Raw genomic sequence first — 17,675 nt, 5'->3', positions numbered from 1 at the left:
AGCGACACGCCGAAGTCGCTGCCCGACCGGAGGAAGAGGGCTGATCCGGCGCGTCCTGACAGCGCGCCGAATACCGTGATCAGGCCCTCCGCGAGTCGCGCTCGATACGCCTGGAGGACAGCGTATGCAGGAAGGGTTTGAAAACGTTACCGCCCATCAATACGCTCCCCCTCGGTTCAAGGCAGGTACCGTGAGTCGACTGCGCGTCCTCGCCATTCTCATGGCCGTTATCCTGCCGTCATTCATGACGGCCCTGGACAATACCGTCGTCACTGTGGCACTGCCTCAGATCCGCGCCGAACTTGCTTTGGGTGACGCGGACTTGAAATGGGTGGCGGCCATTTACCCCCTGGCTCTCGCAAGCCTTCTCTTGCTGGGCGGGCATCTGGCCGACACCATCGGGCGGCGTGCGACGCTGATGCTCGGTGTCGCCTTCTTCACCGTCTCCTCGATCGGGTGCAGCCTGGCGACCTCAGGGGTGGCGCTGATCGCCTTCCGAGGACTCCAGGGAGCGGGCGGGTCGCTGATCCTGCCGGCCTCGCTGGCGGTCCTGTCACACGATCTTCCGCCGCGCGCACGCAATGCCGCCTTCAGCGCCACCACTGCCGCACTGGCTTCGGCGCTGGCCTGCGGACCAGTTGTCTCCGGCGTCATGACACAGCACCTGGGCTGGGAGTCGGTGTTCGCCATGAACGCGCCGCTGGGATGCGCGAGTCTCCTCATCGGTTTCGTCGTCCCCCGGCACGCCCCCGCGGCCCGTTCTGCGCCGAAGTCATCGGCCACCCTCTCCCTCCGCGTCGTCGCGTTGGCCTGTTGCTGGCTGGCGGGCCTCGCCTACTGCCTGATCGAAGGACCTGAAAGGGGCGTATTCAGCGTTCCCGTGGCCATGTCGGGTGCCATTACCGTGGCCGCCGCCGTCGGCCTGTGGTACGAGCTGACATTGCGCCGGAATGCCGCGCTGCGGCTCCTCTTTCGGCAACGTCCCTTCATCGGCGGGATCATCACTCAACTGCTGTGGGGTCTGAGCGTGAGCGGAGTCTATTTCTTCACGTCCCAGTTTCTTCAGGACGGCCTTGGCCTTGCCCCGACGTCAGCCGGACTGACGTTCATCCCCGTGGCGCTTTCCCTGCTCGTCGCCGCCCCTTTCATTGCCCGGATGGCACGCCGATGGGGGGACGGTCGGGTCTCCGCCGCGGGCCTGCTCCTGGTCGGCCTGGGGTTGTTGATGGTCGCTCTGGGAAGCGTTGGAGGGAGCCTCGTTCATATTCTGCCCGGACTCTCGATCATCGGCTTCGGCTCCGCACTGGCCATTCCGCTGACCTCCCGTGCCCTGGAGTCTTCGCCCGACCGTTCTTCCGGCATCGCCGCCGGGCTGTTCAGCGCCGTCCGCGAGGCATCCGGGGTCGTCGGGATCGCCTTCGTAGGCGTGATGGTGTCGTACACGGAGCACGCCGCGGCCGCTGCTGGAGCCAAGGAGTCGGATGCCTTCCTCTCCGGCTACCAGGCCGGCCTGTGTCTGGCCTCCGCGCTGGTCGGGGCCGGGGCACCCGTCGCGTTGTGGGCGCTGCGACGCCGCAGGGACACGCCGGACGGCAGCAGGGAGCCGGCACCCTTTCCCGTGGACGCCTCGAAGCCCGAACCGTGAGTGGCTCCTCTCCCCAGGCCCGGGTTCTGCCGATATACGGCTCCGCCAGATGGGGCGCGGCCGGCCACGACCCACCCGCACCCAGCCCACCGACCGTGCCCACTGGCAGTTTGAGGTTCCACCGCTGTGCGGGGTGGCTGACTAGCCTCGGTCGTTCGCGCGCCCAGCAGACTCGGAGGTCTTCGTGATGTAGCTGGCCTTGAGTCGTAAGCTCGTTGTCGCCCGCCGGTGGAAGTCCGGTCCGGGTAGCTGCCAGGAGGCCCGGTAGCAGACTGGCGGTGTCGGGGGGACACGCCCGGCGTCGAGCCCAGTGCCGAAAGCCCTGCAAGGGGGAGGTAGGTTCCCGCTCCGATGAACGGGTTCCTGTGGCCCACGGGCTGATCCTCCGTGTGCTCCTGCAATGACGCCCTTCTGCCCAGCTCTCGCTTCCAGGGCTCGGCAACTCGTCAGCCGCTGAGAGGGGCTCCCGGCGACTCCGATGGGACGGCGTGCCCATAGCGTGCCCGTAATACGGGTCAACCACAGTCAACAGCGGTACGATCCGCACTTTCAGGCGCCAGCCCGGGAGACATATACCCAGGTCAGAAGCTATCCGGCTCCGAAGCGCCGTCGCTTCCCAAGCTGAGAGCGCGAGTTCGATTCTCGTCACCCGCTCTTCTTGAAGCCCCAGATCAGTGGCCTGGGGCTTGTGCATTGGCGGGGTTTTTCCGCAGGATCCGCCCTCCGGGAGCACGGAGATGGGGCACGTGGAGGGCACGAGTTCTCGGCGGCCGTGGCAGGCTCCCCGGCTCTGGCATCGCACGGTGTCTGTGAGCTGCGGTTTCGCTGCATCAACCACATCGGTCACACGTGCGGGCCCTCAGCCTGCCCGTCCCCTCGGAGAGACGGATGGCGTCTACGGACGCCGCAGCACTATGGGTTGCCCAATTCCTGTCGAGGAGACAGGACTTCGAGGAGACAGGACTTCAACGAGTGCGCCGCGGTGGACACGGACGGACCCGGCGGCACCGAGGTGATGCTCCGCCATCTCCGGTATGACGACGCGGGCCGCCACCCTCGCCTGACGAAGGCTCGGCGGAAATCTCTCAGGCGATGTCGTGGACGTCGTGCTCGGTCAGGTCGGATGCGTGCCGAGCGACGGCACGGTAGTCGGCATCGTCATGGAGGACGGTCAGGCCATGGTGAGCCGCGGTGGCAGCGATGACGAGGTCGCCCGCTGAGGCGCTGCGATGATCCCCGGCCCGGGCCATGCGGTGCTGCACCGCACCGATCCAGCGCCCCGCGTTCTTCGGCACCGACACATCTGGGTAGAGGTCGGTGAACATCTCCATGATCTCGTCGTACTCGCGACCGTTCCGGGCGCTGTGAAGAAACTCGGCGCGTTGCACGTAGCAGGATGCGATGGCCCCGGCATCGATCGCGTCGTACCAGGCCGATTGCAGTTTGGGATCACGGAGCAGCCGCACCAGGCCGGACGTGTCGAGCAAGTAGATCACCGGCTGCGCTTCTCCGCCTCGTGCAGGCGCTCGGCGTCCTCGACGGCACCCCACTCACGCGCACGCTCGAAGTGACGGCTGATGCGCGCCGCACGCTCCTGCTGCTCGGCGTAGAAGTGCAGAGCGAGATTGACCGCCTCTTTCTTGGTCCTGACCTTTGACAGGGCCATGGCGCGCTCCAGGGCGTCGTCGTCGATGTCGATCTGGGTCACTGACATCCGGCACCTTCCGCTCGCATGTTGGTGATGTACATAGAAGAATACGCTACCAACATTTGCAGGTCCACGTCCGCATGTCGAATCCAGGTATGTGCAGTGGCAACGGACACTCCAGATCAGCCTGCGAGACGCTGCGGTTCGGCAGGCGCAAGCGTCACCCGCCCGCATCGCCCGGCTGCTGGTGGGTGCCGTGCCCACAGTGTGCCCGTAAGAGCGGAAAGCGTCGGTCACCAGCGGTGCGATCTGACCCGCACGACCACCTCAGCAACGAGCATCTGCGCACGTCAGAGCCATACGGGCCACCCAAGCGCCGTCGCTTCCCAAGCTGAGGGCGCGAGTTCGATTCTCGTCACCCGCTCCATTTGGAGCCCCAGGTCAACGGCCTGGGGCTTGCGCATTGGTGAGCGGTTTCAGGGTTTTGCAGGTAGTTCTGGGCCAGGGATCACTTCACCGGAAGGCTGTGCGCGGGCGAAAGGGTCCCGAGCCGAGGGTGTGCGAACGAGCCGAGGCGAGCACGGAGCCCGTTCACGCAGGCGCATGCGCCTGCGCCTGCGCCTGCGCGGTCGAACGACTGTCGGAGCCAAAGAACCTGGTGCGCTGGTACCCGAACTCGCGCCTACAGACACATGCCGGGCAATGGAAGCCAAGTCGCGTGCGCAAAGGGCGACTTGTTGGGAGGCGCGCAACAGCTCGGCCTGCGGCAGCCGGCCACCCGGCCCACTCGCGGTGACAGCAGCCACTTGCCTGACCTGATGGCACCGGAACTGGTGCGCCCGCTCCCTGCGGAAGGCATCGGCTCAGTGAATCGACGAGCAGCCGGGCGCGGGGACGGTTGCGGTCTTATCGGCATCTGCGCCCAGCGGCACGAATGGCTTCCCGGAGCCTCGTCCAGTCGGCGTGGACGCTCGCCGATCTGGCCATCACCCCGTGCGTCGGTGGCTGCCGCGACGGCGTACCCCTGCCGCACCTGCCTCTGGAGCGTTTCGGGGGGCGTCGAGATCGGCCGCGCGCAAGCGATCGCCATGGGGCTACCCATCGCGTGGGAGGGTCCGCTCGCGCCCCATCATCCCTTTGGCACGCTCTCACAAGCCTGGTGGGCGTCTTCCGCGCTCCACGTCAAAGCGGCGGCGACGATCGCCTTCTTGGTCGGGAAGGGTCGGGAAGGGCCGGGAAGGGCCGGGGGAGGTGCGGCTGCGTGACACCGGCTCGCTTGGCCTTCGCCTCGACAGAGGTGCCGCACCAGCCCTTGAGCGCGAACTGGGCGATCGCAGCACGGGGATGGCGCCCTCACGCCTTTCCTGCCTGCCCACCCGGCCAGTGCCGCCATGCCGACGGGCGCCGGTCAGCTCAGTCTGAAGGCAGCCGGTGACGCGGCCCGGGATCAGTTCCCTCGTTGAGCTTGCGCACGGAAACCGATCGGTTTACAGTGAGGCCCGGTGGAAACCGATCGGTTTCCACCGAGGGTTCGGGAGGGCATGATGACGACAAATCGGCCGGTGGCCCTGGTGACGGGGGCGTCATCCGGCATCGGGAAGGAAACGGCGCTCGCGCTGGTCGCGGCGGGTTTCGAGGTGGCCGGTACGGGCCGGGACACCTCACGCGTCACCCCGCTCCAGGGCGTGACGTTCTTCGACCTCGACGTGGTCAGTGACAAGTCGGTCACCACCGTGGTCCAGCAGGTGATCGACCGGTTCGGGCGGATCGACGTCCTGGTCAACAACGCCGGCGTCGGCTCGATAGGCGCGGCCGAGGAAACCTCCCTCGCGCAGGCCCAGGGCGTCTTCGACATCAACGTCTTCGGTGTCATGCGCATGGTGCAGGAGGTCCTGCCGCACATGCGCTCCCGGGGACGCGGGCGCATCATCAACCTCTCGTCGGTGCAGGGGTTCATCCCCGCTCCCTACATGGCCGTCTACGGCGCGTCCAAGCACGCGATCGAGGGCTACTCCCAGTCCCTGGACCACGAGGTGCGGCAGTACGGCGTCCGGTCGCTCCTCGTCGAACCCGCCTACACCAGGACCGGATTCGAGGCCAACAGCGCGAAGCCCGACACGCCCCTGCAGGTCTACGCGGACCAGCGGCACGTCTTCGACCGTCTGATGACGGAGGCGATCAGGGGCGGTGACGACCCCGCCGTGGTCGCCAAGGCGATCGTCACGGCCGCCACCGACAAGAAGCCGAAACTTCGCTACGCCGCCGGCCCCATGGCCGGACGCGCACGCATGCTCCGCTTCGTTCCTGCCTGGGTCCTGGACAAGCAGATCCGCACGATGAACAAGCTGGCCGGCTGACCCCCGCCACCCCACGCACTCCGTCGCGCCGTTGATACCGGGAGAGACTCATGTCCGAGACCCCGCACTCCGCCGCCGCTACCGTCGCGAGCTGGCGCGCCGCCTCAGAACGCGGTGACGTCGACGCCGCAGTCGCGTGCCTGAGCCAGGACGTCGTGCTCAGCTCGCCACTCACCGAACAGTTCCGCTTCGAGGGACCTGCCCAGCTGCGCGATTTCCTGACCTCGGCGTTCACGGCGGTCGAGGACATCCGCTTCCACACCCAGACCGGCGAGGGCGACACGTACGCGCTGTTCTACCGGGCGAGGGTGGGATCCCAGCCGTTCGAGGAAGCGCAACTGCTGCGGCTCGACGACGAGGCACGCGTCAAGGAGATCACGCTCTTCGGGCGTCCGATGCCGGCCCTCACCGCCCTGATGATCGGCGCGGGGTCGGAGCTCGCCCGCAGGCAGGGCCGCCGGGGTGTCGCGGCGCTCATGCGCGCCGGCGCCGCGCCCGTGCACGCGATGGTCACCTTCGGGGACCGCCGCTTGGTCCCGCTGACCCGGCCGACAGCCCCGCGGACCTGATCGCACCAGGTCCACCGGCCGTTTGGCCCCGTTCCCCTTCCAGGAATGGCGGTAGCCGCAGGCGATGTCCTCGGCGGACAGCTTCGGGTCGCATCCGACCCGTACGGGCCCGGCGAGCGTACTCGTGGTCGGCGAGCCGGCCGCGTCCACGGACACCTGCTGAAGGTCCCCGCCTCAGCCTGGACCCCGGCCGTCGAGACCGACGGTGAGGCCCGTGACGGGGCCTGGGTCGCCGAGCTCACCGGCAAGCTCCTGGACGGCCGGCTCAAGGGCGTGCGGCTGATCATCCGAAAGGAACGGCCCTATCCTGGCGCCCAGTTGAGGTTCACGGACGCGGACGGCATGCGGATCACGTGCTTCGCGACCAACACCCCTGACCGGCCGATCGCCGCACTCGAGCTCCGTCACCGGCTGCGGGCCCGGGCCGAGGACCGGATTGACGGGCGCTCGGCCGGTTCACACCTCCAGCACCAGCCGCTCTCCTTCCGGTGCACGCGAGACGCAGGGCAGCATGGCGCCGGCCGCACGTTCGGTGGCGGTGAGCCGACGGTCACGGTGATCGACCTGGCCATCGGCAACCCGTACCCGGCAGGTGCCGCAGAACCCCTGGCGGCAGGAGAACGGCAGGTCCGGCAGGGCCTCGTGGAGAACGTCCAGGGCGGAGCGGTCGTACGGCACCGGCAGAACCCGGCCGGTGTCGCCCAGCTGGAGTTCGAAGGGGCGGCCGTCCGTGATCGGGGGCGGAGCGAACCGCTCGAAGTGCAGGGCCGACGCGCGGCTGCCACCGAACGCGCGCCGAACACCGTCGATCATGGGCGCTGGCCCGCAGCAGTACACCGCACCCGCCGCCGGGATCGAGCTCAACAGATCGGCGGCTTCGGGCACCCCGGACTCGTCGTCAGGACGGATGGAGACCCGGCCGGGGGCCGCGGCCGCGAGTTCGGCCAGCTCTGCCGCGAAGGGCATCGAGCCGCGGCTGCGGCCGGTGTGCACGAGCCTCCAGTCCAGCCCGCGCCGGGCTGCTTCCCGGGCCATCGGCAGGATCGGGGTGATGCCGATGCCGCCCGCGACGAGCAGGACGGATGCTTCGGCGGCGAAGGGGAAGGCGTTCCGGGGCCGCCCGGTGACGGCCACCCGCGTACCGACTCCGAGGGTGTCGTGCACCTCGGCCGAACCGCCTTTGCCGTCGGCGATGCGGCGCACCGCTATGCGGTACCCGTACCGGTCGGCGGGGTCGCCGCACAGGGAGTACTGCCGCCTGCGGCCGGAGGGCAGGCGCAGCTCGATGTGGGCGCCGGGCTGCCAGGGCGGGAGCACTCCCCCATCGGATGCCCCGTCGGATGCCCCGTCGGGTGCTGCCAGCCGCAGGGAGACGACATCCTCGGCCTCCTGGTGCCTGGCGGCGACCACCAGTTCCCGGATCACGGGCGTCCCGGTGGCCGGCGGGCGCTTGGGAGGAGTGCTGCGCCGCGCGAGGCGCGTGACCGCCTTGTCGCTGAAAGCCGCCAGCTTCCGCATGTAGGAGTCGCCGCGCAGTCTGCCGTAGAGGTCCGGCGGCGGGGTGCCGGGTGTGCCGATGTCCATGGGATGCCTCACTGGTTTCCGGGTCATCGGGCAGCCGCTCGGGCAGCAGGAGACACCGCCAGGTAGGCGACCGCCAGCTGGGTCGAGCCCTCCTGGGTCGGGTGGTAGCCGGGGCGGAAGTAGCGCAGCACCGAGCGGGCGAACGCGCCCGGCCGGGGCAACAGGTCCTTGCGGGCGGCGGCCAGGTAGTCGCGGAAGCGGACCTCGACCCGGTCGTCGAGTTCGGGGTCCGCGTTCATCAGGAAGCGGACTCCGCGGATCCACAGCCGGGTCAGCACCGGAGCGGTGACGAGCATGCCGACCACGCGGCGCCGGTACCGGGGATCGAGGTGCACCAGCAGGTCGAACGCGACCGAACGGTGTTCGACCTCCTCCGCGCCGTGCCAGCGGAACAGGTCGAGCATCGTGGGGTCCACGCCGGTGTGGTCCAGGTCCCCGTTGCTGAGAATCCAGTGACCCATGTACGCGGTGAAGTGCTCGAAGGCCGCTATGAGGGCGAGCCGTTGGAGGAGGTGCGCGTGTGCGGCGGCCGGCGTCAGCTCCGGCCTGTCTCCGAGCACCCTTCGGAAGATCCATTCGGACTGCAGGGTGTACGGAGTCGGATCCAGCCCCTTGGCGAGCAGGTGCTCCAGGACCTCCTGGTGCGCCTCGGCGTGCATCGCTTCCTGGCCGATGAAGCCGCGTACGTCCTCGCGCAGTCGGTCGTCGGTGATCAGTGGCAGTGCCTGCTCGAAGGTGCGCACGAACCAGCGTTCGAGCTCGGGGAGCATGAGGTGGAGCACATCGAAGGTGTGGGTCGCGAAGGGCTCACCCGGCACCCAGTGCAGCGGCGTGGTGCTCCAGTCGAAGGTGACGTCCCGGGGTTGCAGCACCAGGTCGTGGTGGTCGATGGGCTCGGACGGACGCTCCGGGTGGGCATGTGCGGCTCGGAACATGACAGGTTCCTCCTCCGTCGGCGATCGGTGTGTGGGAAGGGGCGGTCAGGCAGTCGTCCAGTACTGCCGGTCTGTTACTGCCGGTCCGTCAGATCGGGTGCGCGGTGTGGTCCGGAGTGTGAGTGCGGCGGGAGCCGTCTTCGACGCGGTGGCCGAATTCCGCGATCCGGGACGCGACCTCCTCGGGGTGGCTGAGCTGTACCCAGTGCCCGGCGTCGATCGGGCGCCGTCGCATCTGGCCCGTCCAGTGCTCCACTCCGTACGACAGCACCGGGGTGACGCAGAAGTCGCGGGTGGGGATGATGAGTTGAACCGGGACGGTGGTCGGCCGGTCCCGGGGACGCAGCAGGCGGGGCAGCATGTTGGCGCGGTACAGGGCGATGCCGGACACGGCGTCGCGGGCCAGCGTCGGCGCGGGGTAGGAGGTGTGCCCGGGCACACCTTGGGAGCCGGTGAGGAAGGTACGCCAGCGGTGTCCCAGTGCTGTCCAGGTCAGGGCGGGCAGGAGCGGGACATGGAAGTAGGCGATGTACCAGGACCGTGCGGCCTGCCTCAGCAGCTTCGGCAGATCCGGATGCCCCGGTCGGAGGCGGTCCCGGATCAGGTGGCCGACATGGTCCAGGCAGGGTCCGGAGATGGAGGTGAACGAGGCGATCCTCCCGGCCAGGCGGGTGCCGGTGACGGACTCCCAGGAGTGGATCGATCCCCAGTCGTGTCCGACCAGGTGCACCGGGCGGTCGGGGCTCACGGCGTCGAGAACCGCCTCCAGGTCGGCTTCCAGGCGGGACATCCGGTAGGCGCGCGGACCTCTGGGCCGGTGGGAGGCACCGGCTCCCCGCACGTCGAAGGCGGTGACGTGGAAGCGGTCGGCCAGTCGCTCGGCGACCGGGCGCCACACGGCGCTGGTGTCCGGATAGCCGTGGACCAGCACCACCGCAGGAGCCGTGGACGCTCCCCATTGGTAGGCGGCCAACTCCACGCCGTCCGCGGCGTCCACGGTGATTCGGCGGGCGGCCGGGCCGGTCACCGGCCACCACCGGCAGGGGTCAGTTCGCCGTAGTTCAGACCGCCGTGGAAGAAGCTGGGCAGCACCGGCCACTGCCGCTTGAAGCGGGCCAGCTCGGAGGAGGGCAGGATCTGCAGCCAGCGCGGATCGCGCCGGCTGGGGTCGGCGAGGGTCTTCTCCTTGACCATGGAGTCGTACTGGTCGAGGGAGTCCTCCAGGGTGTTGGCGTTGGGCACCACCTCATGGCCGTAGAACGCGGCGTGGCGGCGTACCCCGGGGATGCGGGAGAGCTCGGGCTGCCAGTTGTCGGCCGAGATGCCGTTCTCGGAGGAGACCCACACGCCGTCGGGGGTGTTCAGCACCAGGGAGTGGTTGCCGTCCGTGTGGCCGGGGGTCCACAGCAGGCTGACGCCGACACCGAGTTCGACATCGCCGTCGAAGGCGGTGACGCGCTCGTCCGGTACCCCGTCCATGCCTCCGTCGACGTACCAGGCCCACTGCATCGGATGCACGGATTGGAAGGTGCCCAGCTCCCTGCGGTGCACCAACAACCGGGCGCGCGGGAACAGCGCTTCGCGGGGCGCCCGTTCGCCGGGAATGGTGCGGGTACTTCCCATGATCATGCGTACGTCCTGGACATGCAGGTGGTCGAAGCTGACGAAGTCCACGTCCTCGGGGCGCAGCCCGCAGGAGGGCAGGACGGTGTTCGGGTCGTGGTAGTAGCGGGCGAAGACGTGCTCGGTGAGAAAGTCCCCGGCCAGCCGCTTGAGCTGGGAGTAGAACGGCGCTTGAGCCGTTCCGGCGGCGACGGTCGGCTCCCACACCAGTGTTTTCGGCTCACCGTCGAAGCCGTCGAACTGCACGACGAGCATCCGGTTGACGATGCTCACGAACGGGTTGACGGCGAGCGCGGCGCCGTGGAAGCCGAACCGGGTGGGGTACGGGGCGGCGGCGATGTCGAAACTGCGGACGGCGTGGATGCGGCCCTGCTGGACGAACCGCTCACGGTAGGCGGCCGCGGCGCCACGCACGGCGCGCAGCCGGTCACCGCGGGGCCATACGTCGTGGACACCCTCGAATTCGGGGATGGGACGCGGAGCGGCGGCGTCCTCGACCTTCTGGGCCTTCTTCGTGCTGGGCGCCGGCTTGGGCGTGGTGGTCACGGGCTCATCCTTCGGGCAGGCGGGCGGTCCGGGTGCGCTGCTCGTAGGCCGCGCGGACCGTCCGGTCGGACAGGGCGGCGAGCTGGTCGGGGACAAGGAGGTGATGCAGGGCGTCGCGGGCACGGCCCGGCAGCAGCGCGGCCAACCGGGTCAGGGCGGCTATCCGGCGTGGAACGAAGACCTCGAACCGCGGGCGCAGTACGACGTCGAGCACCGCGTCGGCCACCTGATCCGTCGTCAGGCGTCGGGTGGGGCCGGTCGCGGTGCCCACGGCCAGCTCGGTCTCCACGACGCCGGGCATCACCAGGGACACGTGCACGCCGGTGCCGCGCAGTTCGGCGCGGACGGCTGTGCTGTAGCCGTGGACGGCGTGCTTCGTCGCCGCGTAGGTCGCCTCCCCGGCCGGGGCGACCTTGCTGGCGGCGGAGGCGATGTTCACCACGTGGCCGTGACCGCGTTTCCGCATCCCCGGGATCACGAGTTTCATCCCGCGCAGTACGCCGTGGACGTTGACGTCGAACTGGCGCAGGGCGGCTTCGTCCGGTTCCTCCTCGAAGGGGCCCACCCACATGATTCCGGCGTTGTTGATCAGTACGTCGATCGGCCCCAGCTCGGTCTCGACGGTGCGCAGGAAGTCATCGAAGGAAGGTGTGTCGGTGACGTCGAGAGACAGCCCGAGCAGTCGGCCACCGGGACGCGCGCCGATGGCGTCGGCCGTCTCCCTGGCGAGCTCCGCGTCGAGATCGCCGATCGCCACGGCGGCTCCGGCCGCGGCGAGCCGGGCCGCGACGGCACGCCCGATGCCGCGGCCCGCCCCGGTGACCGCGATCACCCGGCCGGTCAGCGTTGTGCCGGAGAGCCTGTCGCGGTCTCTCCGGCTGAACGTGTACGGGGATTTGGGCGGTGCTGCCACGGTCGAGCCCCTTCCTTGCCCTGAGCACGAGCGGACCGCCGAGCGGCAGGCGGTCCCCACGCATTTCTGACACGAGACCATGTCAGATGAACTGACAAGCTAGAGTGTCAGTTCGGAGCACACCGGTGTCAACACCTCTGCGAAGGGGAAAAATGACCGGCACACAGACCGCCGGGCGGCGCTACGGCGGACGCGACGCGGCGCAACGACAGCAGGAGCGCCGCACCCGCCTCATCCAGGCGGGCCTCGACCTGTTCGGCACGACCGGATACGCCTCGGTCTCCGTCAAGCAGGTCTGCTCGCACGCCGGACTGACCGAGCGCTACTTCTACGAGTCGTTCCGCGACCGCGAAGACCTGCTCGCCGGGGTCTACAACGAGCTGATCGCCACCATCAGCGCGGAAACCGCGCAGGCCGCCGCCGCTGCCGCACCCGATGTGGACGCCCAACTGCGGGCCGGCCTCGAGGTGTTCATCCGCACACTGGCCGGCGACGCCCGCAAGGCCCGCCTGGTGCTCATCGAGGTCGTGGGCGCCAGCCCCCGCCTCGAAGTGCGCCGCCGTGAGGTCCTGCACGAATTCGCCGCGATGGTCGCCGCCGTCGTCGCACCGCCCCCTGGCCCGGAAACCTCCTCCAGCCGGCTCACCATGACCGCGATGAGCCTGGTCGGCGGAGTCAACGAACTCCTCGTGGACTGGACGCTCGGCCACCAGAACGCCACGGTCGAAGAACTGATCGACCTGTGCCACACCCTGTACATCGCGGCCTACCGAGCCATCAGCGATCAGCCCTGATCACACGGGCCCCGATTCCATCAGGAGCTCTCCGTACCGGACGGCGGCCCACGCCCATCACCTTCCCAGTAGAGCCCGGTTCGGGCTCGTGACCTCCGGGGCCGGTATGACTCGTCGCCCTCGCCTGCCGACGCGACGAGTCGTCCGGCCCTCCCCGACAGCGCTGGTGACGGGGTGGCGGGACATCGAGGAGCCGGTCGCCGGGCTCGCGCAGGTGACGTGATCCCGGCCGGGTCGCACCTCTCGACTCGGGCTTGCATGCGGAAACCGATCAGTTTACAGTGACGAAACTGATCGGTTTCTCGCCGTGAGGGCGAGTCTCGACCCCCGAGTCCCCAGGAGTACGGATGACTGCCGCGCGCGACGCCGAGGGGCAACCGACGGCCCCGGCTCCCAGGCTTCCTGCGAAGCTGGCCGCCCACCCGTCGGTGCAGGCCGTACTCGCCCGGCGCGGGACCGGTGACACGGTGAGCCCGGCGCCGGTGATCGACGCGGAATGGCTGCGCGAGCTGTGCCTGGCGGCCGGTGCGGACGACGCGGCCGCGGTCAGCCTGGACCACCCCGACCTGGCCGGCGAGCGCGAGCACGCACAGTCCGCGCTGCCCGGCACCCGCACCCTGATCGCGATGGCGGTCCGGATGAACCGCGACAACTGCCGCTCCCCGGCCCGCAGCGTGGCCAACCAGGAGTTCCACCAGACCGACGAACAGGCCAACCACGCCGCCCGCAGCGTCACCCGGGCCCTCCAGGACGCCGGACACCGCGCACTCAATCCGTCCGTCGGCTTCCCCCAGGAGATGGACCACTTCCCCAGCGAGCGGATCTGGGTCGTGGCGCACAAGACGGTCGCGGTGGCCGCCGGGCTCGGCGTGATGGGCCTGCACCGCAACGTCATCCACCCGAAGTTCGGCAGCTTCGTCCTGCTGGCCACCGTCCTGGTGGACGCGGAGGTGAGCGAGTACGGGCAGGCACTGGACTACAACCCCTGCATCGACTGCAAGTTGTGCGTCGCCGCCTGCCCGGTCGGCGCCATCGCCAAGGACGGCGCCTTCGACGGGCTGGCCTGCACCACGCACAACTACCGCGAGTTCATGAGCGGGTTCACCGACTGGGCGCAGACCGTGGCCGACAGCGAGGACGCCGCCGACTACCGCTCCCGGGTCACCGACTCCGAGAGCGCCTCCATGTGGCAGAGCCTGTCCTCACCCCCCGGCTACAAGTCCGGCTACTGCCTCGCCGTCTGCCCCGCCGGCGAGGACGTCCTGGGCCCCTACCTGGACGACCGCAAGAACTTCATGGACACCGTCCTGCGCCCCCTCCAGGACAAGAAGGAAACCCTCTACGTCCTGCCGGGCTCGCACGCGCAGGAGTACGCCCGTCGCCGCTTCCCCCACAAGCCCGTCAAGGAAGTCACCGGCGGCTGGCAGCCCCCGGCGAAACGCCCCGCGTCCACCGACCGAGAGACACGTACGTCATGAGTGGCACTCACCCCTTCCGCGTCCTGCGCGCCAAGCCTCTGTGGATCGCGAACGGCGTCATCACAGGCGTACTCGCGCTGCTGTTCGCCGTGTTCTACGTCGGCGCGAACATCGACCCCGTAGATCACATGAAGAACCTGCCCGTCGGCCTGGTCAACGCCGACAAGGGAGCCGCCGTCGGCGGCAAGCAGGTCAACCTCGGGGCGCAGATCACCGAGTCGATCAAGAAGTCGACCGCGAGCGGGGACAGGATCGACTGGAAGGTGATGGACGAGAAGGAGATGAAGGACGAGCTCGGCAAGGGCAAACTGTTCGGCGCGCTCGTCGTGCCCGCCGACTTCACCACCTCCGCCACCGCACTGACCGGCACCGCACTGACCGGCACCGCGCCCACCGGGACCCCGGCCCGCCCGACCCTGACAGTGCTGACCAACCAGTCCGCCGGCAGCCTGGGCTCCGGCCTGGCCCGGACGGCGACGACCCAGGCGGCCGAGAACGCCTCGCTCCAGGTGGGCAGGGAACTGGCCGCCCAGATCGGACCCGGGCAGCCGAAGCTGCCCGCCGCGGCACGCGTCCTGCTCACCGACCCGGCCGCCGTCACGGTCGAGGACGGCCACCCCCTCGACTCGCACAGCGGCCTGGGCCTGACGGCGTTCTACTACGCGCTCACCCTCGTGGTCGTCGGCATGCTCTCCGCCAACGTCATCAGCGGCCAGGCCGACCACGCCCTCGGCTACACCCACAACGACATGGGCCCCCTGCGCCTGCACCGCCCGCTCATCCGGGCCACCCGGGTCCAGACCCTCACCATCAGCAGCACCCTCATGGCCGCCCTGTCCCTGCCGATGGGCACCCTGGTCATGGCCGGCGCGGTCGGCATCATGGGCATGGACGCCGCCCACCTGCCGCTGCTGTGGCTGTACTCGGTGTGCGCCATCGCCGTCACCGGGATCGGCGCGCTCACCCTCCTCGCGGTCTTCGGCACGCCCGGCATGCTGGTGGTCACACTGGTCTTCATCGGGATGGCGGTGCCGACGTCCGGGGCCACCACCCCGATCGAGGCGCTGCCCGGCTTCTACCGCTTCCTCGCGGAGTTCGAGCCGCTGCGGCAGATCACCGGCGGCATCCGCTCGATCCTCTACTACGACGCCCAGGGCGACGCGGGGCTGACCCGGGGCTGGGTCATGATGGCGGCCGGCCTCGTCGCGGCCGCGCTGTTCGGCTTCGGCGTACTGGGGTGGTACGACCGCAAGGGACTGCACCGCATCCCGGCGGAGACGAAGCCCGAGAAAACCGCCGCCCCGGCGTAACGGCAGACCACCCAGGACGGGCCACTACTCGAAGTGGCCCCGGTGTGTGTGAACTGCCGGGAACGACAGGCGCGCACACCATCATGGCTCGGCGACGGTCTTACCCCCAGGCCCGCCGAGCCCATGCCCATGCCCATGCCCATGCCCATGCCTCTACCCGGAACCCCCCAGAAACCGATCGGTTTTCATTTCGTCCGCTTCAGGTTAACCTCGCGATATGACCACCGAAGTGAAACCAAGCCCCAGGGAGCGACTGCTGGAGGCTGCGGCCACGCTCACCTACCGAGACGGTGTCGGCATCGGCGTCGAGGCACTGTGCAAGGCGGCAGGGGTGTCCAAGCGCTCCATGTACCAACTGTTCGAGAGCAAGGACGAACTGCTGGCGGCGAGCCTGAAGGAGCGCGCCGCCGCCTTCGTGGCGAGCCTCCTACCCCCGGCGGGCGACGGCCGGTCACCCCGCGAACGGATCCTGTACGTCTTCGCGCAGGTGGAATGGCAGGCAGGGGCGCCCGAGTTCCGAGGCTGCCGGTACCTGGCCGTGCAGATCGAACTCAAGGCCCAGACCCACCCCGCCAGCCGGGTGGCCCATCAGATCAAAGCGAATCTGACGGCCTTCTTCCGTGCCGAGGCCGAGCAGGGCGGCGCGAGCGATCCCGACCTGCTGGCCCGGCAGCTCATCCTGGTCTTCGACGGCGCAAGCGCCCGCGCGGGAATTCAGGCCGACAAGCTGACCGGGCTCGTCGCTCCCACGGTGACCACCCTGCTCGACGCGGCAGGGGTGCGCTGACGCATCACTCGTCCAGAACACTCCCTCACCGCCCGACACCCGAGGGAAGCCCAACACCTGAGGGAAGCCCGACACCCGAGGGAAGCCCGATGACCGAGGGAAGCCCGATGGCCGCAAGCGTGTTGCCGAGCATGCCGCAGGCGAGGAAGCTTGCGGTCTTGTCGGCATCAGGGCCCAGCGGCTGGTGCACGGTTTCCCAGATCCTCATCCAGCCGGCCCGGACGACCTCCCGATCACGTCATCGCCCCGCACCTCGGCGGCCGCCACGGTGACGTACCCCTGCATCCGCATCAGGAGCGTTTCGGGGCGCGTCGAGATCAGCTGCGCGTAAGCGTTCGTGATGGCCTGAAGAACCCGCTCGCCGCCCTCCACACCGTCGGCCGCCCTCTCGAAAGCCAGGCGGGTGTCTTCCATACTCCGCATCAAAGCGGCGACGAAGATCGCCTTCTTGTCCGGGAAGAGCCGGAAGAGGTACGGCTGCGTGACACCGACCCGCTTGGCGATTGCCGCGGTGGCGGTGCCGTGGTAACCGGCGATCGCGAACTCATTCTCCCTGCTTGAACTTGCATGCGGAAAACGATCGGTTTACTGTAGTGGAAACTGATCGGTTTCGAGAGAGTGTGGGAGTCCATGATGGCGACAGATCGGCCGGTGGCCCTCGTGACGGGTGCGTCATCCGGCATCGGGAAGGAAACCGCGCTCGCCCTGGTCGCAGCCGGATTCAACGTGGTCGGCACAAGCCGCGACACCTCCCGCGTCACCCCGCTCGGCGGTGTGACGTTCCTCGGCCTCGACGTGGTCAGCGACACCTCGGTCACCGCAGCGGTCCAGGAGGTGAGCGAGCGGTTCGGGCGGATCGACGTCCTGGTCAACAACGCCGGCGTCGGCTCGATGGGCGCTGCCGAGGAAACCCCCCTCGCGCAGACCCAGGGCATGTTCGACACCAACGTCTTCGGGGTCATGCGCATGGTGAACGAGGTCCTGCCGCACATGCGTGCTCAACGACGCGGGCGCATCATCAACATCTCGTCCGTGCTCGGGTTCCTGCCCCAGCCCTACATGGCCGCCTACGCCGCCTCCAAGCACGCGATCGAGGGCTACACCGAATCCCTGGACCACGAGGTCCGTGACCACGGCGTCCGGGCGCTCATCGTCGAACCCGCCTACACCAGGACCGGGTTCGAGGCCAACAGCGCGAAGCCCGACACCCCCCTACATGCGTACGCGAAGCAGCGACAGACCGTCGACCGCGTGATGACGGAGGCGATCAGGGGTGGCGACGCCCCGGCCGTCGTCGCCAAGGCGGTCATCGCGGCAGCGACCGACACCAGGCCGAAGCCGCGCTACACCGCCGGCCCCCTGGCCGGACGCGCACGCGTACTGCGCCGCCTCGCTCCCGCCGGGGTCTTCGACAAGCAGATCCGCAAGATGAACCAGCTGGCCGGCTGACGCGCAGGCGCCGCCCGGGCTTTCCGAGCAGTTGCCC

16 protein-coding genes and 2 pseudogenes are annotated in these 17,675 nt (G+C 69.1%); 9 read left to right on the top strand and 9 right to left on the bottom strand.

Annotation, left to right across the window (positions count from 1 at the left end; genetic code table 11):
• The first annotated feature begins 124 nt into the window (after positions 1–124).
• Positions 125–1,645, top strand: a complete 1,521-nt coding sequence (locus tag OG202_RS26720; protein WP_328223707.1) for an MFS transporter — start codon at positions 125–127, stop codon at positions 1,643–1,645.
• A gap of 1,085 nt (positions 1,646–2,730) precedes the next feature.
• Here the strand turns inward: OG202_RS26720 and OG202_RS26715 are convergent.
• The 3 genes from OG202_RS26715 to OG202_RS26705 all read right to left on the bottom strand — a co-directional run bounded on the left by OG202_RS26715 (position 2,731) and on the right by OG202_RS26705 (position 4,625).
• Complete coding sequence (locus tag OG202_RS26715) at positions 2,731–3,141, bottom strand: PIN domain-containing protein (RefSeq protein ID WP_326579915.1); 411 nt, start codon at positions 3,139–3,141, stop codon at positions 2,731–2,733.
• The gene (locus tag OG202_RS26710; protein WP_193479418.1) at positions 3,138–3,359 is read right to left on the bottom strand and encodes a type II toxin-antitoxin system VapB family antitoxin; all 222 of its coding nucleotides are present in this window, start codon (positions 3,357–3,359) and stop codon (positions 3,138–3,140) included. Before OG202_RS26710 ends, OG202_RS26715 begins: the two co-directional genes overlap by 4 nt.
• Positions 3,360–4,475: 1,116 nt before the next feature.
• Positions 4,476–4,625: a hypothetical protein gene (locus OG202_RS26705; RefSeq protein WP_328224727.1), complete on the bottom strand. Its 150-nt coding sequence runs from the start codon at positions 4,623–4,625 to the stop codon at positions 4,476–4,478.
• A gap of 212 nt (positions 4,626–4,837) precedes the next feature.
• On the opposite strand from OG202_RS26705, the gene OG202_RS26700 reads away from it, so the two are divergent.
• The 3 genes and pseudogenes from OG202_RS26700 to OG202_RS26690 all read left to right on the top strand — a co-directional run.
• Positions 4,838–5,650, top strand: a complete 813-nt coding sequence (locus OG202_RS26700; RefSeq protein ID WP_326585697.1) for an oxidoreductase — start codon at positions 4,838–4,840, stop codon at positions 5,648–5,650.
• Positions 5,651–5,700: 50 nt separating this feature from the next.
• Positions 5,701–6,219 carry a nuclear transport factor 2 family protein gene (locus OG202_RS26695; protein ID WP_326579922.1) on the top strand — a complete coding sequence of 173 codons (519 nt, stop codon included), beginning with the start codon at positions 5,701–5,703 and terminating at the stop codon, positions 6,217–6,219.
• Between the two features lie 165 nt (positions 6,220–6,384).
• Positions 6,385–6,657: pseudogene (locus tag OG202_RS26690) on the top strand (IS1380 family transposase); the annotation flags it as partial.
• Between the two features lie 18 nt (positions 6,658–6,675).
• On the opposite strand, the gene OG202_RS26685 reads toward OG202_RS26690, so the two are convergent.
• From OG202_RS26685 to OG202_RS26665, 5 genes are all read right to left on the bottom strand, one after another.
• A complete protein-coding gene (locus OG202_RS26685; protein ID WP_328223706.1) occupies positions 6,676–7,803 on the bottom strand; it encodes a PDR/VanB family oxidoreductase in 1,128 nt (375 codons plus the stop codon).
• A gap of 23 nt (positions 7,804–7,826) precedes the next feature.
• A complete protein-coding gene (locus tag OG202_RS26680) occupies positions 7,827–8,738 on the bottom strand; it encodes a metal-dependent hydrolase (RefSeq protein WP_328223705.1) in 912 nt (303 codons plus the stop codon).
• 88 nt (positions 8,739–8,826) lie between these two features.
• Positions 8,827–9,765, bottom strand: a complete 939-nt coding sequence (locus OG202_RS26675; protein WP_326579927.1) for an alpha/beta fold hydrolase — start codon at positions 9,763–9,765, stop codon at positions 8,827–8,829.
• The gene (locus OG202_RS26670; RefSeq protein WP_326579929.1) at positions 9,762–10,907 is read right to left on the bottom strand and encodes a hypothetical protein; all 1,146 of its coding nucleotides are present in this window, start codon (positions 10,905–10,907) and stop codon (positions 9,762–9,764) included. The genes OG202_RS26675 and OG202_RS26670 overlap by 4 nt, the downstream gene beginning before the upstream one ends.
• 4 nt (positions 10,908–10,911) lie before the next feature.
• Positions 10,912–11,820 carry an SDR family oxidoreductase gene (locus OG202_RS26665; RefSeq protein WP_326579931.1) on the bottom strand — a complete coding sequence of 303 codons (909 nt, stop codon included), beginning with the start codon at positions 11,818–11,820 and terminating at the stop codon, positions 10,912–10,914.
• A gap of 152 nt (positions 11,821–11,972) precedes the next feature.
• Between OG202_RS26665 and OG202_RS26660 the strand changes: the two genes are divergently transcribed.
• The 4 genes from OG202_RS26660 to OG202_RS26645 all read left to right on the top strand — a co-directional run bounded on the left by OG202_RS26660 (position 11,973) and on the right by OG202_RS26645 (position 16,189).
• A complete protein-coding gene (locus OG202_RS26660) occupies positions 11,973–12,614 on the top strand; it encodes a TetR/AcrR family transcriptional regulator (RefSeq protein WP_326579933.1) in 642 nt (213 codons plus the stop codon).
• Positions 12,615–12,961: 347 nt separating this feature from the next.
• Positions 12,962–14,092, top strand: a complete 1,131-nt coding sequence (locus OG202_RS26655) for a 4Fe-4S binding protein (protein WP_326579935.1) — start codon at positions 12,962–12,964, stop codon at positions 14,090–14,092.
• Entirely contained in the window at positions 14,089–15,402 is a 1,314-nt protein-coding gene (locus OG202_RS26650) for an SNG1 family protein (protein WP_328223704.1), read from the top strand. Before OG202_RS26655 ends, OG202_RS26650 begins: the two co-directional genes overlap by 4 nt.
• 217 nt (positions 15,403–15,619) lie before the next feature.
• Positions 15,620–16,189: a TetR/AcrR family transcriptional regulator gene (locus OG202_RS26645; RefSeq protein ID WP_326579939.1), complete on the top strand. Its 570-nt coding sequence runs from the start codon at positions 15,620–15,622 to the stop codon at positions 16,187–16,189.
• Between the two features lie 25 nt (positions 16,190–16,214).
• Here the strand turns inward: OG202_RS26645 and OG202_RS26640 are convergent.
• A pseudogene (locus OG202_RS26640) lies at positions 16,215–16,726 on the bottom strand (TetR/AcrR family transcriptional regulator).
• A 96-nt stretch (positions 16,727–16,822) separates the two neighbouring features.
• Between OG202_RS26640 and OG202_RS26635 the strand changes: the two are divergent.
• Complete coding sequence (locus OG202_RS26635; protein WP_326585698.1) at positions 16,823–17,638, top strand: oxidoreductase; 816 nt, start codon at positions 16,823–16,825, stop codon at positions 17,636–17,638.
• The last annotated feature ends 37 nt before the right edge of the window (positions 17,639–17,675 follow it).

This window comes from Streptomyces sp. NBC_00310 (genome assembly GCF_036208085.1).
Classification (GTDB): domain Bacteria; phylum Actinomycetota; class Actinomycetes; order Streptomycetales; family Streptomycetaceae; genus Streptomyces.
The sequence above is the reverse complement of the archived record's forward strand: the minus strand, read 5'-3'. Positions and strand labels throughout refer to the sequence as shown.

Coding starts and splice junctions, on each gene's coding strand:
- OG202_RS26720 (WP_328223707.1), top strand. CDS start 125: ATGCAGGAAGGGTTTGAAAACGTTACCGCCCATCAATACGCTCCCCCT.
- OG202_RS26710 (WP_193479418.1), bottom strand. CDS start 3,359: ATGTCAGTGACCCAGATCGACATCGACGACGACGCCCTGGAGCGCGCC.
- OG202_RS26700 (WP_326585697.1), top strand. CDS start 4,838: ATGACGACAAATCGGCCGGTGGCCCTGGTGACGGGGGCGTCATCCGGC.
- OG202_RS26695 (WP_326579922.1), top strand. CDS start 5,701: ATGTCCGAGACCCCGCACTCCGCCGCCGCTACCGTCGCGAGCTGGCGC.
- OG202_RS26685 (WP_328223706.1), bottom strand. CDS start 7,803: ATGGACATCGGCACACCCGGCACCCCGCCGCCGGACCTCTACGGCAGA.
- OG202_RS26680 (WP_328223705.1), bottom strand. CDS start 8,738: ATGTTCCGAGCCGCACATGCCCACCCGGAGCGTCCGTCCGAGCCCATC.
- OG202_RS26660 (WP_326579933.1), top strand. CDS start 11,973: ATGACCGGCACACAGACCGCCGGGCGGCGCTACGGCGGACGCGACGCG.
- OG202_RS26655 (WP_326579935.1), top strand. CDS start 12,962: ATGACTGCCGCGCGCGACGCCGAGGGGCAACCGACGGCCCCGGCTCCC.
- OG202_RS26650 (WP_328223704.1), top strand. CDS start 14,089: ATGAGTGGCACTCACCCCTTCCGCGTCCTGCGCGCCAAGCCTCTGTGG.
- OG202_RS26645 (WP_326579939.1), top strand. CDS start 15,620: ATGACCACCGAAGTGAAACCAAGCCCCAGGGAGCGACTGCTGGAGGCT.
- OG202_RS26635 (WP_326585698.1), top strand. CDS start 16,823: ATGGCGACAGATCGGCCGGTGGCCCTCGTGACGGGTGCGTCATCCGGC.